Consider the following 16,188-nt stretch of genomic DNA (forward strand, 5'->3'; position numbering starts at 1 on the left):
TTAGGGCATGAAACTTTCTCGAGCTTCTGCCCCGGAGTCCTCGGGTACATCCCGCCCGGCTCCGACACCGACGTCTCATTTACCCGAGGCGCTGCCGCCGCAGACGTCCCAGACAGCCCGCCCGCCACTAGCTACCGACACGCTGCTTAACTGCACTTCCCTTCCTGCAGTCGTCGTCGACCTCGCGGCGGTCGAAGCCAATGCCCGCGATATGCTCCGCCGTGCAAACGGGATGCCTATCCGCGTGGCCTCGAAATCGATTCGCATTCCACAGCTTATTTCGCACGCCCTGGCCTTCCCCGGTTTCCAGGGCGTGCTGGCATATTCACTGGCAGAGGCGCTGTACCTATTCCGAGAAGGCATTAGTGACGACATCGTCGTCGCCTACCCAACTCTTGACGCCCGCGCTATCTCAGAGCTTGCCGACGATGATGCAGCGCGTGCCGCCATCTGCGTCATGGTTGACCGTCCCGAGCATCTAGAGGCGCTGGCGTCGTCGGCAAGCGAAAATGCGCCAATCCGCGTGTGTATGGACGTCGACGCATCCTTTCGTCCCCTCCCCGGCGTGCATATCGGTACGCTGCGCTCAAGCCTGTTCTCGCCGAAGCAGGCAGCGGCGTTTGCCAAGCAGATTATTGCCCGTCCGGAGCTGCAGCTGGCGGGAATCATGATGTATGAGGGACACATTGCCGGAGTGGGCGATGCCGGAAACTCCCTGCGTGCGCGCGCAATTCGAGTGATGCAGGCCGTCTCAAAGAAGGAATTGGCAAAGCGCCGCGCGAAGGTTGTCGCTGCAGTCGAGAAAGTGGCGGGGCCGCTGGAGTTTGTCAACGGTGGTGGCACGGGGTCGCTGGAGTCGACGTGCGCCGAGGCCGCAGTCACCGAGGCAGCGGCGGGGTCGGGGTTCCTGGCACCAACCCTCTTCGATAACTATCGCGCATTCAATCTGCGCCCGGCGTCCTGGTTTGTGTTGCCGGCGACGCGACGCCCTAAGAAGGGCGTGGTCACGGTGTCCGGCGGTGGTCGAATTGCCTCTGGACCGGCGGGAGCTGACCGGCTGCCAACCCCCTGGTACCCCACTGGCCTGCGCTACGCGGCAGAGGAAGGACCAGGTGAGGTGCAGACTCCGCTGCTCGGCAAGACCGCCGACGCAATTTCGCTGGGAGATCCCGTGTGGTTCCGCCACGCCAAGGCCGGCGAAATAGCCGAGCACACACAAGAAGTCATTGCAGTTCGAGATGGCGCCATCATCGCCCACTGGCCCACGTACCGAGGAAAGGGATTGATCTTCACATGAGCAATTCACGCAACAACGCCCGCTTCACAGTCTCTACAGTTGAGTCCCGCGTACCACGCGTACGTCGGCGTGCGCAGGCAAAAGCCGTCGCCAACTCTCATTGGAGCAATTGGGCGCACACGCAATCGTGCACCCCGTCCTACACTCATCAGCCGCACGATGATGAGGGCGTTATCTCGGTAATTAAAGCGGCGAAGACCGAAGGAACTACGGTGCGCCCGCTAGGGGCCGGTCATTCTTTTACTTCCGTGGCCACCACCGATGGGCACCGCATTCAACTCGACCGCTGCTCTGGTCTGGTCGAACTCGACGCCGCCAACCAGACCGCCACGCTGCGTGCCGGCACTCGCCTGCGCGACACTCCAGGTATTCTGCGCCCGCTCGGTTGGGCACTTCCCAACCAGGGCGATGTCGATCCGCAGTCGCTGGCCGGTGCTATCTCTACTGGCACACACGGCACCGGGCTTGGATTCACCGGCTTCGCAGGCACCGTGAAAGGATTCAAGATTGTCACCGCGGATGGCGTCGTCAGGCACTGCCATCCGGACGCTGAGGGAATCGACGGCGAGCTCTACCGCCTCGGACGGCTGGGACTGGGTGTCTTCGGCGTGCTTACGGAGGTCACGATGTCCGTCGTGCCAGCGTTTGATCTGCACGCCGACGAGCACCGCGAAGAGTTTGATTCCCTGCGCAAGAGTTTCGCCGAGCGCTGCAAAGAAGCTGACCACCTGGAGTTTTTCTGGTTCCCGGGACAGCGCGAGACGCTGGTCAAGCACAATACTCGCATTGAACCGCAGCGCCACCGCCGCCCGAGCCGCAATAGCCTGAAGCAGCGCCTGGGCAGCGCGCGTACGTATCTTAACGACGAAGTCGTCAACAACATGGGACTCTTGGCGTGCTGCGAGATTGCTAAGGCCATTCCCGCTACGACCGATACCATCAACCGGATTGCCACCAACACCGTGCCAGAGCGCAGCTACTCCAATGAGGCGCACAAGGTCTTTGTCTCGCCGCGCCGAGTGCGTTTTTCCGAGATGGAGTACTCCGTCCCGCTCGAGGCCGCTTCCGATGTCCTCGGGGAAATCCGCGACGCGATTGCCCGCAAGAGGATGAAAGTCTCCTTCCCCATCGAGGTGCGCTCCGCGAAAGCCGATGATGTGGCCCTATCCACTGCGTACGGTCGCGACAGTGCCTACATCGCCATCCACCGCTACTGGAAGGAAAATTATCGAGAGTACTTCAACCTCATCGAGCCGATTTTCAAGGCCCACGAAGGTCGCCCGCACTGGGGCAAATTGCACACGCTCCGCGCGGAGGATTTCGCGGAACGTTATCCGCTGTTCGGCGAGGTCCAGGCACTACGGGAAAAGGTCGACCCGCAGGGAATCTTCCTCAACGAGCACCTGCGCGAACTTTTCTGCTAATTATCTGCCGGCTTTACGACGTCCCGGGTAACCGCCCCATCCGTCTGGTCGGCGGCATCGTCGGAAACCGCGGCCGGTTCAACACCGGCCTTGCGGAGTTCCCGGCGAACCCGCCTCTGGCGCCGCATCTTCAGGATGAGATCGCAGATGAACAGCGCGACGGCACCCCAGATGATGAAGAACCCGATCCAGCGCTCCGGTTCGAGCTGCTCGCCCAGCACAGTGACTGCCAGGGTGATTTGGAGAACTGGAGTCAGGTACTGCATCAGGCCCAATGTGGCCAACGGCAGGCGCTTGGCACCTTCGCCGAAGAGAAGCAACGGAATGGCGGTAGCAACACCGGCGCTCATCATGAGCAGCACGTGACCAGTTCCTTCGGAGGTAAAGGTGCTCTGCCCGTTGTAGGTCAACCAGAGGATGTAGGCCAGCGCAATCGGTGTGATTACGGCGGACTCGGCCGTCAGCGAAGCTGCAGAGGAAAGCGATACCCGCTTCTTCATTAGTCCGTAAAAACCGAAACTGAACGCCAGCGCCAGCGCACCCAACGGCGGATGTCCCACACCGATTGTGAGAACAATGACCGCAATGGTTGCCAGGATGACACTGCCGAGCTGCAACCGCGAGATGCTTTCACGGAAGAAAATCATCGCCAACAAAACGCTGACCAGCGGGTTGATGAAGTAGCCGAGCGCGGCCTCCGCCACCTGCCCATTGTTGACCAGGTAGACGTACACACCCCAGTTGACGGAGATCAACAGTGCGGCAATAAAAATAGTGCCCCAGGTCTTGGCACTCGCGGCCTTCAGCTCTGGCCATGCGCGCATGAAGCTGAGGGCAATGACCATAAAGACAAGGGTCCAGACGAATCGGTGCGCCAAAATCTCTACGGCCCCTGCTGGTTCCAGCAAGGGGAAATAGAGCGGAAACAGCGCCCACAAAAGGTACGCACCGAATGCCTGAATCACTGTTGACTGACTCCTTTTCGTTCTCGTTGAAACTGACTGCGTACTGGCGGCAGAGTTCTAGCCGCTTCATCCTAGTCGTTTGGATTTGGGCACTCAGTTCTGGCTTCTATTAGTTCTGACCGCTTAGTTCTGGCTCAGCCCCGGCGCAAAGAGCGGATCTTTATCCGTGAAGCCGGAACTCAGCACCGGGCGAATACCAAAACGGCCACGCGCCGCATCTGATGGCAGCGCCTCGACAGCTTTCACATCGGGCATTTTCTTGACATCCATCAACGATTCAGCGTCACCATAGACCAGTAACCCGTTGAAGCCGAGCCGTTCGTCGTCAATCGCGACGTCTGCGTAAGCAGCTGCTAACTCCAGCTGATCTTGCAGCAGCTTTTCTTCGCTCGCTGTTTTACTCGGCTGCGGCAAATACCGGGTGCTCACACCGCCGATGATTGCAGTCGACACTCGCAGAGAGGGCTCTTTTTCATAGACCTGTGCCGCTTCTTGCGCATCGAGCAGCCGGTCAAAAGTCACCATCGCCCAGAACTTCGGGTCCTCCACGACTGGCTGGCCGGTCTTTAGCCGATAGTCCTCTTTCTTCATATTCGCGAGGGACTCGTCGGCACGCTCTACGTACTGCTCGGTTGCTTCCCACGGGTCCGGGCCGAGCGCATCGCCGTTGAGATTTTGCGGCTTGCTTACCCGATCGGAAGTCGAAGCGACTGCTAAAACAATCACCAATATGACAACACAGAAACCAGAGATCAGTGCCATCACTGGCGAAATACTGCCGTCACCAGTGCTTTTCGCACGAGTTTCACGGCGTGGTGGGTTCTTGGATCCCGATGGGGTCTGCGTCATGCGCTCTGCCTCAAAACTTCCAATGCGTGGTTCAAATCATCTGGGTATGGACATTCGATTTCCATCCAGCGCCCATCTGCCGGATGGTGGAAACCAAGCGAGACCGCGTGAAGCCACTGGCGGTTGAGCCCCAGGCGCTTGGCCAATGCCGGATCGGAACCGTACATGGGATCGCCGCAGCATGGGTGATTCAGCGCAGAGAAGTGCACGCGAATCTGGTGCGTGCGCCCAGTCTCTAGATTCACCTTCAGCAGCGTTGCTGGGGCGAAGGCCTCAAGCGTTTCGTAGTGCGTCACAGCATGCTTGCCATCCTGGCGGACGGCAAAGCGCCAACCCGCCGAAGGATGACGGCCAATCGGCGCATCAATTGTCCCCGACAGCGGATCCGGATGCCCCTGAACCAGAGCGTGATAGGTCTTGGACACCTCACGGTTTTTGAACGCCCGCTTGAGCACGGAGTAGCCCCGTTCGGAGCAGGCGACAACCATCACGCCAGAGGTGCCAACATCGAGGCGATGCACGATGCCTTTTCGCTCGGGCGGACCGGAGGTAGAAATGCGGAAACCAGCAGCCGCCAGTCCGCCGATAACCGTTGGGCCTTCCCAACCGACCGACGGATGTGCGGCCACACCGACAGGCTTGTGAACAGCCACCAAATCGGAGTCGTGGTAGAGCACGTCCATGCCCTCGACGAGTTCCTCTTTGGGAACCAATGGCTTTTCCACCGGCGGCAACAACACAGAGAGGAAAGCGTTTTCTTCCAATCGGTCGGACTTACCAACGCTCACGCCATCGACCGTGATGTCCCCGGCCGCTGCCAAATCAGCCACCGCTGTGCGCGAGAGCCCCAGCAACTTAGCCACACCGGCGTCTACCCGCATACCGGCCAAGCCCGGTGGAACGGGCATCTGCCGGGTTTCTCGGTCGGGCTGGTGCGCTCCCCCGAGTGCTGCACCGGTATTTACTGCATTGTCGTTCACTGCTGTCCTCCCTCCGCCGACTGCTTCTGATCCGTCTGGGAAGATTTCTTCTCCGCTGCAATCTGATCAGCGAAGAGATCCGGCTCCTTGGAAAAAACCATCCAGATAACGAGGATAATAACGCCCACTGTAATCGCGGAGTCCGCGATATTAAATACGGCAAAACCCTTAACCGACAGGAAATCGACGACGTGGCCGACGTAGAAACCGGGTTCCCGAAACAGCCTATCGATGAGGTTGCCCAGCGCACCACCAGCAATAAGCCCCGCCGCAGTCGCCGATATAGGACTGCGCAACCAATGGGAAAAGCACATCACAGCCAGGATGTAAACCAGCTGCAACGTAGTAAAAACCCAGGTGGCGTTCGTGCCAAAGGAAAAGGCTGCACCGGGGTTAAAAACGAGCCGCAACTCGAAGAGATCGCCAATGACCTGCACCGCAGGACGGCCATCGAGAGTCTTCAAAGCGATAATCTTGGTCAGCTGATCGATAATCGCAACTGACACAATAACCGCAGCGAGAATCCCCCGCCGCGGGAAATATGTCCTCGTTTCCTTCTTAGTCACTGTCCCATAATGGCCTAACAAACCCATATTCAGCCAACTGACACCGCCCGGGTGGTTCCTATCCACCGCGAAACCGGTACGCTAACCGGTGTGACTCGACGTTTCCAATCTCAGTTTGTTCCGGCCTCCACTGCTTTACGACGTGCAGGAGACACCACCTCCTCGTGGTTCCGTCGACCTAGCCGCAGCGACCAGCCTGGTCACACCAAGCATGGCCTGCTGGCGAGGGTCGGCACCGCTGTTGTTGCCGCTACCACTATGGTGTCATTGGCCGCGTGCTCGTCGGAAAGCTCGGTGGAAACGCAACCCGTGGACGTTGCACAACCCAAGGTCGAATTGACCAGTGCTGGTAGCGGTGAGCTGGCGAGCGTGCGCTGGAAGGACGACGGTGCAGAGCAGGAGTCGACCGTGGCGGTGACGCAGGGCTTCGCGCAGCGTGGCGGAAACGCCGATAGCGACCAGACCTTCCCGGACACCCGCCTGGAAATCCCCCTGACTAGTACTGTTACCAGCGATGACGATACTCGTGTGGTGACGTCAGAGGTGGGTAAACCCCACGGCTCCAACGATGAGCTGAATGAGGATATCGCGACCGCGCAGGGCTTCATCTCTGATTGGTCAACAACGGCCACTGGTGAGGTCAAGGAACTCAAACTGGGAGCGCCGGAGAAGGCGACCGACACCGCTCGCGCTGGCGTGGAGATGGCGCTGCAGCAGCTGCATTCCGTACCTATCGTCTTCCCCTCCGAGGACATCGGAAAGGATGCGACCTGGACGGTCGAAAGCGAGGTCGAAGGCCAGACCACGATGACGCAGAAAGTGACCTATACCCTGCTCAGCCGTGCGGGCGACATTGTTAATTTGAAGGTCGATGTCAAGCAGGTTCCGACAGTCACCGAGTTGGACACTGGCGGCGAGGGTGCACTGAAGGTTGTCGAGGCCACGACTGACATGCTTGCCGACCGCGTCACCATCGACCTGACTAAGCCGCTTCCGATGAAGGGCAACATCGACTTTGTGACCTCCGTGACCTACGGCGACGGCAACTCCGATGTGCGCATCACTCAGCAGACGCACCGCGGGCTGGAGTTTAAGGACGGCAGCGGGTCGAAGAAGTAGCCCAGAAGAAATAGCTCTGGCCAGCGCAAGGTTAGAAGACGAGAAAGTGTCTAGGTTTATGTCACTTTTCTTCCCAAAAAATGGGCGGAACTGTCATAAACCTAGACACTTTCTTTTGTCTGCCCAGTGCACCCGACCGGACTAGGCTGTGATACCTGGCCCGACGGCGCCTAAGCCGGTGGAGGCGGAGGAGGCGCGTCCTCCGCCGGAGCCGGAGCCGGGGCCGGCGCAGGAGGCGGGACCTCCTCAGCCGGCGGTTCAGGTGCAGGAGGCGGAACTTCCTCAGCGGGTGGTTCGGGCGCCGGAGCCGGGGCTGGCTCCTCGACCGGTGCTGGGGCCTCCTCAACCGGAGCCTCTTCAACTGGGGCTTCTTCCTCCGGCTCAGGCGGCGGCGGAGGGGTTTCGCCCGGCGCGAGGCAGAACCCAGGCTTGTGCTCCGGATCAAGCGTCGATGCCAGGTTGCAGGCCCATTCCTTGCTCAGCATCCAACGGCCATCCCTGTAAATGAAGTCCACCTGATCCACGAGCATCGGATCTTCCTCCGGGCGGAGGATATTGACACCGGCTACGGCCTGCTTCGTCGTGAAGCCGGGCGTGATCGGATCAATGACATCAAAGCTGATTTCCTGCTCATTGGCACTATTGGTGACAATGTCGAAGAAATCGCCGGCAGTATCTCCGTCCTCGATGGTCAGCGCCTTTTCCTCGATAGGTAAATCGGGGTTGATAAGGCGTGCGAGGACGTCGTTAAGCTCTGCGCGCGTCGGCAGCATGATGACGGGTTCCGCCGAGCTGGATGTCTTCGATTCAGTCGTCGGCGCTGCAGTATTGCCGCCACCGCAGGCAGCGAGCCCAAGTGCGCTGACCGAGACAATCGCCGCTACTGTCACACCACGCGCTGTGCGCCAACGCATTCCGCTAACGCGCTGGTTGCAGGGGACTTTCATATGTGCACTACTCCAATAAAATCTGCATGAAGATTCGCTGGCTTCACGCCTTCCATAATCCTACACAAGGCCAAAACATCGCCTAGGTAAGATGGTGGACATGTCGACTCAGGATCATTCCCCGGCTAGCTCGGCCTCGTCTAGCACGGTCTCCCCTCGCCGAATCGTTGTCATCACCACCGGCGGCACCATCGCCTGCACCACGGATCGCAGCGGTGCGCTAACCCCGACCATCTCGGGCACGGAGCTCGTCGCAGCGGTCGCGCAGCGTTATCCAGAGGGCATGTTAGAGCTGGAGGTTCGTGAGCTCGGGATGCTGGACTCGTCGAATCTCGCGTTCACCGACGTTGACCGTGTTCTCGCCGCTATTCACGAAGTGCTTGATGACGACTCCGTGGACGGTGTCGTCGTAACTCATGGCACGGACACGATGGAGGAAACGGCCATGGCTGCCGATATTTTCCATGCTGACTCGCGTCCGGTTGTCTTTACTGGTGCACAACTTCCCTATGATCATCCGGAAACCGACGGACCGGGGAACCTCTTTGAGGCCGTGACCATTGCTTCCGATGCCTCTGCGCAGGGAATTGGCGTTCTTATTGTCTTTGGCCACGCAGTCTTGCCGGTACGAGGTGCGACGAAGTGGCACACAACCGATCCTTTGGCTTTTGCCACTAATGCACCGGAGGAGCCGGTTCGTCCAGATCCGCTGCCTCTGGCGGCTTTGGCGGGCTCGAAGGTAGAGATTATCCCCGCCTACTTGGGTGCAGATGGATCACTGCTGGATTCGGCAGTCGCCGCCGGTGCACGCGGCATTGTCGTAGAGGGCCTGGGGTCGGGCAATGTCTCCGATGAGTTTGCCGCTGCCATTGACCGGGCCATTGCGGCTGATGTGACCGTCGTGATGGCAACGCGCGTTCCGCGCGGTGATGTCCACGCCGCCTACGGCGGTGCCGGTGGCGGTGCGACGCTGGCTCGGCACGGTGTGATTAGCGCTGGTTGCGTGCATGCACCGCAGGCGCGCATCATTCTCGCCGCCGCGCTGGCTGCGAATGTGCATCCGCAGACGCTGTTCTAATTCACGCCTCGATGATGCGGATGATTTTCGCCGGGTTTCCAGCCACAACTACGCCCGCGGGAACGTCCTTAGTCACCACGGCACCCGCGGCGACCACAGAATTGTCGCCGACGTGAACACCGCCCAGGATGATGGCTCCGCCACCGATCCAGGCATTGCGTCCGATGATGATTTCATCTCCAGACTCTAGATAAGCGGCGCGGGCCTCAGCTCCCAGTGGGTGTACTGGTGGAAGCAGCTGTACGTTGGGCCCGAGCTGCGCATAGTCGCAGATTGTCACCTTCACCACGTCAAGTGCGGTGAGCCCAAAGTTGATGAAAACGTTGTCGCCGATGTGGATGTTATCGCCGTAGTCCAGGTAGATCGGCGGGCGAACGGTGCTGCTCTCTCCGAAAGACCCCAGTGCCGGTGCTAGCACTTGCTGTGCTGCCTGCTGGTCTTCGCGGAATGCGACCTCAAATTCAGCGGCCACCTGGCCAATTCGCACGTTCAGAGCCTGTGATTCCGGATGATCGGCGATATACCACTGACCGTTCAGCATGCGCTGGCGGTTATCCAGACCGTCGTCGGGAAGTGTGGTCGACGGATTCGGATCTCGATCGGTGTTGCGCAACGAGGCGCGGCGAGCTGCCTCGAGCTCTGCAATGCGGGATGCGGTAGTCATAGTGCCCCAGTTTACGGACAGCGCATAAACAGAGAGCCGCGAACGGCACTGAGGCAGTCAGCCATATCAAGCATCCGCGTCGGGGCCGAGATCGTCTTCGCTTTCCCGCTCAGGTTGCGGCAAGTCGAGAGCTGCTGCTTCGTCGGATGCCAGCCACTCCGGCCAGTCCAAACTGCACACCGCGGAGCACGGACGCAGCTCCGGGTCGTCTTCCTTCAACGTAATCATGCGCCCGGGGCCACTGGTGCGGCTTTCAAAGCGGACAGTCACAATCCCGTGCCCCGACCCCTGCACCCAACCATGTCCATACTCGCTGTGGTGTACGTCCGAGGTGGGTGCCCACTTGGAGTCGGAAAGCCGAACGGTCGGCAACGCACCGGTTCCAGATAGCTCGACCAGGCCGGCGGGAGCGTCGGAAAGCGCAGGTGCTGGTACTCGATCTTCGACGGTGATAGCGCGGTCGAGCTCAGGAAACAGGACTTCTTGTATGTGCGAATCCAGCCCGGAGAAACCGACGCCCACCAGTCGCACTGGGCCGACCTCCGCGGGCGTGAACGCGATTCGGTGCGCCACCGCCATGAGGGTGTCGAAATCCTGTGTGGCGTAGGCGAGCGTCTCAGATCGGGTATGGATGCTCAGGTCAGACAGACGCACCTTGCAAGTGATGGTGCGAGCACCACGGCCATCTTTTTTGAGCCGTCGAAATGCGGACTCACCTGCGCGATCGACGGCGGCGTGGAGCTGGGCCTGCGACTCCAAATCCTCAGGATAGGTGTACTCCGCCGATACAGACTTGGCGACATCGCGCTCCTTAACCGGCCGATCGTCCGTCCCCTGCGCCAGCTGCCACAGCATTACACCGGTTTTGGATGTCAGCGAAACCTCGACATCACGCTGGGACATGGCGGCAAAATCACCGATCGTCTCCACACCCAGCGTGTGCAATTTTGCAGCGGTGACAGGGCCGATGCCCCAGAGCTTCTCTACCGGCAATGGGTGTAGAAGCTCGTGATTGCGTGCGGGGTCCAGCACGTACACGCCATCGGGTTTCGCCAGGCCTGACGCAATTTTCGCGAACTGCTTGCCCGCGCCCGCGCCTATCGACGAGGCCAAGCCGGTCTCCCGCCGGATATCTGCCCGCAGTTGCTCCGCCCAGGCAATGACCTGCTCCTTCGAGGCTCCCTGAAGCTCTTCGGGTTCCATGAAAGCCTCGTCGACGCTGAGCTGCTCGACCACGGGCACGCGCTCGCGGATTACAGAGAACACGCGGCGCGACACCGGCCCGTAGATGCCCTTGCGCGCGCTGACCGTCACGGCGGTCGGTGGCATGAGACGACGTGCGCGAGCCATCGGCATAGCCGAGTGTGCGCCGTACGCGCGGGCCTCATAGGAGGCACCGGCGACCACACCTCGACCGCCCAGTCCGCCGACGAGAACTGGCCGCCCGCGCAGAGTCGGGCGAGTGAGCTGCTCGACGGACGCGAAGAACGCGTCCATGTCGATGTGCAGAACCCACCGCCCGGAAGTCGGCATAGAGATTACTCTCCCCTACTGCTTGGCAATATCCGCCGAGCAGCCGTCCGCCACGTCGTAGCTCAGCGACTCTCCGCCAGCGACGACCTCGAAAGCGGTTGCGAGAACTTCCCGGGCGATGAGGTCAGCGTGGCGGTTGGCCCACTCCTCACGCTCGGCCGGGACCTGCAGCTTCACCGAAATGCGGTCGGTGACCTCAAGGCCAGCGTTCTTGCGGGCATCCTGCAGACCACGGATGCGGTCAGCGGCCCAACCGCGGGACTCCAGATCTTCGTCGAGCTCAGTGTCGAGCACGACCAGACCATTGACACCGTCGACCTCAGCGGTGGAATCTGGCGAGATCGCGACCAGGTTGCGGGTGTACTCGCCCTCCTGCAGCGGAATACCATCGGCGACAACCGTGCCGTCGACAACCTCATAGTTGCCAGACTTCACAGCCTTAATGACCTTCTGGACGTCCTTACCCAGGCGCGGACCGGCCACGCGAGCGTTGACGGAGACCTCGAATCGTCCCACCGAGTCCACGTCGGAGGTGAACTCCACCTTGTCGACGTTGACCTCGGAGGAAACGATGTCGGTGTACTCACGCAGACGCTCGGCATCCGGGAATGCCAGGGTCAGCTTCTTCAGCGGCAGGCGGTTACGCAGCTGGTTGGCCTTGCGGATGCGCGATGTTGCCGAGCAGACATTGCGGACAATGTCCATGGACTCAACGAGTTCGTCATCGGTCGGCAGCTTGTCGACGTTCGGCCAATCCTCCAGGTGCACCGAGCGGCCGCCAGTGAGCGAGCGCCAGATGACCTCGGTGGCCATCGGCAGCAGCGGAGCAGCCACGCGGGTGAGAACCTCCAGCACCGTGTACAAGGTATTGAAGGCCTCTGGGTGCTTGACATCGCCGGCCCAGAAGCGGTCGCGGGAGCGGCGCACGTACCAGTTGGTCAGTGCGTCACAGAACTGACGGACCTCATCGGTGGCAGAAGCAATGCCAGTGTTGTCCAGGCACTCAGTAACAGCACGGACGGTTGCTGCAAGCTTGGCCAGGATGTACTTGTCCAGGATGTTGTCGGAGTCCACCGACCACTCGGCCGGTTTGGAAGCGTAGAGCTGCAGGAACGAGTATGCGTTCCACATCGGGAGCAGCGCCTGGCGCACGCCCTCGCGAATGCCCTGCTCGGTGACAATCAGGTTGCCGCCGCGCAGAATCGGGCTGGACATGAGGAACCAGCGCATAGCGTCGGAGCCGTCGCGGTCGAAGACCTCGTTGACGTCCGGGTAGTTGCGCTTGGACTTACTCATCTTGTTGCCGTCATCGCCCAACACGATGCCGTGGGCGACGACCTTCTTGAACGCCGGGCGGTCGAACAGTGCAACCGACAGGACGTGAAGCAGGTAGAACCAGCCGCGGGACTGGCCGATGTATTCCACAATGAAGTCGGCCGGTGCGTGGGACTCGAACCACTCCTTGTTCTCGAACGGGTAGTGGAACTGCGCAAACGGCATGGAACCGGAGTCGAACCAGACATCCAGGACATCCGGGACGCGGCGCATCATGGACTTACCGGTCGGGTCGTCCGGGTTCGGGCGAACCAGCTCGTCAATCTCCGGGCGGTGCAGTGTGGTCGGGCGAACGCCGAAGTCCGCCTCCAGCTCATCGAGGGAACCGTAGACGTCGACACGCGGGTACTCGTCGTTGTCGGAAACCCACACCGGAATAGGCGATCCCCAGTAGCGGGTACGGGAGATGTTCCAGTCACGTGCGCCCTCGAGCCACTTGCCGAACTGACCGTCGCGGACGTGCTCCGGCATCCACTCAATCTCGTTGTGGTTGAGCTCCACCATGCGCTCGCGGATCTTGGTAACGGACACAAACCAGCTCGGCAGTGCCATGTAGATCAGCGGCTCGCCCGAACGCCAGGAGTGCGGGTAGGAGTGCTCGATGGTGCGGTGCTGGACGACGCGGCCAGCGGCCTTCAGGTCACGGATGATGTCCTTATTGGCGTCAAAGACCAACTTGCCCTGGTACTCCGGCACCTGCGAAGTGAACTTACCGTCCATGTCCACCGGAATGATGACATCAATGCCGTATTCATTACAGGTGTTCATATCGTCTTCACCGAAGGCCGGCGCCTGGTGGACCACACCAGTACCGTCCTCGGTGGTGACATAGTCCGCCACCATAATCTGGAAAGCGTTCAGGTGATCTGCGAAGTAGTCGAAGATCGGCTGATAGGTCAGGCCTTCCAGGTCAGCACCAGCGAAGGTAGCCACGACCTCGTGTTCCTTGCCCAATTCCTTGGCGTAGGCACCAATCAGTGCTTCTGCCAGCAGGAAGGTCTTACCTGCAAACTCCGGCACGGAGGAATCCTCGCCGACCTTAACTACGGCGTAGGTGACCTTCGGGTTCACGGCCAGACCAAGGTTGGACGGCAGCGTCCACGGCGTGGTGGTCCAAGCGATAGCCGCAGTGTCAGCGAGCACCGGGTTGTCCGCCAGCGTCTTCTCCGCTGCCGAGCCCGCCTTGGCGCCGGTGAACGGGAAGGTCACGGTCAGGGTCGGGTCCTGCCGCATCTTGTAGGAATCATCCAGGCGGGTCTCCTGGTTGGACAGCGGGGTGTGCTCTGCCCAGGAGTACGGCAGCACGCGGAATCCCTGGTAGACCAGGCCCTTGTTGTAGAGCTCCTTGAAGGCCCAAATCACGGACTCCATGTAACTCATGTCCATGGTCTTGTATCCGCCGTCGAAATCAACCCAACGCGCTTGACGAGTGACATATTCCTTCCACTCGCCCGCGTACCGCAACACCGACTCAGCGCAGTACTTGTTGAAGTTAGCCAGACCCATTTCCTCGATCTGGCCCTTGTCCTTAATACCGAGCTGCTTCTCTGCCTCCAGCTCAGCCGGAAGACCGTGGCAGTCCCAGCCGAAGACGCGACCAACCTGGTAGCCACGCATGGTCTTGTAACGAGGGACGATGTCCTTGACGTAACCGGTCAGCAGGTGACCGTAGTGCGGTAGACCGTTGGCGAACGGCGGGCCATCATAAAAGACGTATTCGTCAGCACCATCACGCTGATCGATAGAGGCCTGGAAAGTGCTGTCCTTGCCCCAGTACTCCAGAACCTTTTCCTCCAGTTCCGGAAACTTCGGGCTGGAGGTGTACTTACCAAAGTCAGCAGTGCGCGGATACGCGCCACCTGCCGGAGTGGCCTCAGCAGAGGCATTTACATCGTTCGAATTAGACACCGTTTCTACGTCACTTCCGTGGTCGAACATCATTAATACTCACCACGGGGACGCATGCCTAGCCCCTTCAGCGTTGTTACTGGTGACGCTGAAAAGGAGTCTCGCGCGGTACCACCCCGCTTGGCATCACGCTTTACGACGGTTCTTGCGAACAAGAACCATGCGGTTTCACGCGATAGCCCGCTTATTTAATAAGGCTTTGTAACGGTGCCAAACCGTTCGGTTCTACTGGGCCCATTTTCTACTGGACTGTTCTTCCGAAACGCTCCCCGGTGATGGCCGGCTCATTGCGCGTATGGGTGTCAGTATAGCAGTGTCTCAGGCAACTACTACAACCCTGACCGGAACAAAGAATGCGATTGGTTCGCAGGGAAAGATAGCAAAAACCACCGCGCTCTGCCTCCCCTCTCTGGGGAGCCGAGCGTGGTGGTTTTCTACGTGTTGGCTACGTAATTAGTTGTTGTAGCCGTCGGCCGGGGCAGCCGACTCGCGAGAGTTCAGGTCGTCGAGCTGGGACTCCAGGAAGGTCTTCAGGCGGGTGCGGTACTCGCGCTCGAAGATGTGCAGCTCCTCGATGCGCCCCTCCAGAGCGGTCTGCTGCTCCTTGACGGTGGTCATGATCTCGTGGTGCTTGCGCTCTGCATCGTCCTGCAGCGCGGTTGCCTTCTGCTGCGCTGCGGTGATGGTGGCGTTAGAGCGAGCGTCTGCGTCGCTGATCATCTGCTCGCTGCGCTGGCGAGCGTCAGTGAGGGTCGACTCAGACTCGTTGCGGGCATCAGCCAACAGCTGCTCACTGCGCTCCTTGGCATCAGCCAAAGTTGCTTCTGCCTCATTGCGAGCGTTGGTGATAGTGCGCTCGGCCTCTTCATTGGCCTCTGCCACGGTGCGGTCAGCGTTTTCACGAGCCTCGGTGACAAGCTTGTTGGCCTCAGCGTCGGCGTCAGTGGTGACGCGATCAGCGGTGTCCTGAGCAGCCTGCAGGATACGAGCAGCGCGGAGGCTAACTTCCTGCGACTCGGTGCCGGTGCTTGCTGCAACTGCCTGCGGCTGCTCCGCAGCTGCGGAGGAAGCCTGCTGTGCAGAAGCCTCTGCCTCAGAAGCACGCTTCTCAAGAGCATCCAGACGATCCTGGTAGTGAGCCTCAATCTCCTGCTGCTGAGCGCTCAGGCGCTCGTTGTACTCAGCGCGCAGCTCCTGCTCAATTTCCTTGCGCAGCTTGTCCTCATCGACAGCCGGCGCCGCAGCGGCAGCACCGGAAGCAGCGTAGTCTGCGCCGCCACCCTGCTCTAGCTGACCTTCAAGGTCCTCAACGCGCTGGCGCAGCTCAGCGTTTTCATCCTGGAGCTCACCCAGTGCGTCCTCTACGAGGTCGAGGAACTGATCGACCTCGTCCTCGTTGTAACCACGCTTGCCAATCGGAGGCTTGCTGAAAGCCACATTATGCACATCAGCCGGAGTCAACGGCATGGTGAGTTCCCCTAACACTTTGAGCGGACAGTTCTTAAGAAATCTTAAGAGAATTA

General features: G+C 60.2%; 13 protein-coding genes. 4 read left to right on the top strand and 9 right to left on the bottom strand.

Features of this window, described 5'->3' with window-relative positions; translation table 11 throughout:
- The first annotated feature begins 7 nt into the window (after positions 1-7).
- Positions 8-1,297 (top strand): alanine racemase, encoded by a 1,290-nt coding sequence (locus CRD18_RS05470; RefSeq protein ID WP_048734781.1) that lies wholly within the window; start codon positions 8-10, stop codon positions 1,295-1,297.
- Positions 1,294-2,721, top strand: coding sequence for a D-arabinono-1,4-lactone oxidase (locus CRD18_RS05475; protein ID WP_048734784.1), 1,428 nt, complete (start codon positions 1,294-1,296; stop codon positions 2,719-2,721). The genes CRD18_RS05470 and CRD18_RS05475 overlap by 4 nt, the downstream gene beginning before the upstream one ends.
- Here CRD18_RS05475 and rarD read toward each other — a convergent pair.
- The 4 genes from rarD to lspA form a co-directional block, all read right to left on the bottom strand.
- Positions 2,718-3,686, bottom strand: coding sequence for an EamA family transporter RarD (gene rarD / locus CRD18_RS05480; protein ID WP_048734788.1), 969 nt, complete (start codon positions 3,684-3,686; stop codon positions 2,718-2,720). The genes CRD18_RS05475 and rarD overlap by 4 nt on opposite strands.
- 123 nt (positions 3,687-3,809) lie before the next feature.
- Positions 3,810-4,535, bottom strand: coding sequence for a hypothetical protein (locus CRD18_RS05485; protein ID WP_048734791.1), 726 nt, complete (start codon positions 4,533-4,535; stop codon positions 3,810-3,812).
- Complete coding sequence (locus CRD18_RS05490) at positions 4,532-5,443, bottom strand: RluA family pseudouridine synthase (RefSeq protein WP_042389388.1); 912 nt, start codon at positions 5,441-5,443, stop codon at positions 4,532-4,534. Before CRD18_RS05490 ends, CRD18_RS05485 begins: the two co-directional genes overlap by 4 nt.
- 68 nt (positions 5,444-5,511) lie before the next feature.
- Positions 5,512-6,081: a signal peptidase II gene (lspA, locus tag CRD18_RS05495; protein WP_016422985.1), complete on the bottom strand. Its 570-nt coding sequence runs from the start codon at positions 6,079-6,081 to the stop codon at positions 5,512-5,514.
- Between the two features lie 90 nt (positions 6,082-6,171).
- Between lspA and CRD18_RS05500 the strand changes: the two genes are divergently transcribed.
- Positions 6,172-7,200, top strand: coding sequence for a hypothetical protein (locus tag CRD18_RS05500; protein ID WP_242458677.1), 1,029 nt, complete (start codon positions 6,172-6,174; stop codon positions 7,198-7,200).
- Between the two features lie 170 nt (positions 7,201-7,370).
- Here the strand turns inward: CRD18_RS05500 and CRD18_RS05505 are convergent, their stop codons facing one another.
- The gene (locus CRD18_RS05505; RefSeq protein ID WP_069359184.1) at positions 7,371-8,147 is read right to left on the bottom strand and encodes a hypothetical protein; all 777 of its coding nucleotides are present in this window, start codon (positions 8,145-8,147) and stop codon (positions 7,371-7,373) included.
- Between the two features lie 100 nt (positions 8,148-8,247).
- Between CRD18_RS05505 and CRD18_RS05510 the strand changes: the two genes are divergently transcribed.
- On the top strand, positions 8,248-9,225 hold the full coding sequence (locus CRD18_RS05510; RefSeq protein WP_069359185.1) for an asparaginase: 978 nt from the start codon (positions 8,248-8,250) through the stop codon (positions 9,223-9,225).
- Position 9,226: 1 nt separating this feature from the next.
- Here CRD18_RS05510 and CRD18_RS05515 read toward each other — a convergent pair whose 3' ends face one another.
- From CRD18_RS05515 to CRD18_RS05530, 4 genes are all read right to left on the bottom strand, one after another.
- Positions 9,227-9,889 carry a sugar O-acetyltransferase gene (locus CRD18_RS05515; RefSeq protein ID WP_016422989.1) on the bottom strand — a complete coding sequence of 221 codons (663 nt, stop codon included), beginning with the start codon at positions 9,887-9,889 and terminating at the stop codon, positions 9,227-9,229.
- Positions 9,890-9,955: 66 nt separating this feature from the next.
- Entirely contained in the window at positions 9,956-11,422 is a 1,467-nt protein-coding gene (locus CRD18_RS05520) for a DNA polymerase IV (protein WP_070566022.1), read from the bottom strand.
- Between the two features lie 15 nt (positions 11,423-11,437).
- The gene (gene ileS, locus CRD18_RS05525; RefSeq protein WP_187406578.1) at positions 11,438-14,698 is read right to left on the bottom strand and encodes an isoleucine--tRNA ligase; all 3,261 of its coding nucleotides are present in this window, start codon (positions 14,696-14,698) and stop codon (positions 11,438-11,440) included.
- A 420-nt stretch (positions 14,699-15,118) separates the two neighbouring features.
- Positions 15,119-16,132, bottom strand: coding sequence for a DivIVA domain-containing protein (locus CRD18_RS05530; RefSeq protein WP_016422992.1), 1,014 nt, complete (start codon positions 16,130-16,132; stop codon positions 15,119-15,121).
- Positions 16,133-16,188: the final 56 nt, after the last annotated feature.

This window comes from Corynebacterium sp. LK31 (genome assembly GCF_014335015.1).
In the GTDB taxonomy this organism is placed as follows: Bacteria; Actinomycetota; Actinomycetes; order Mycobacteriales; family Mycobacteriaceae; genus Corynebacterium; species Corynebacterium jeikeium_D.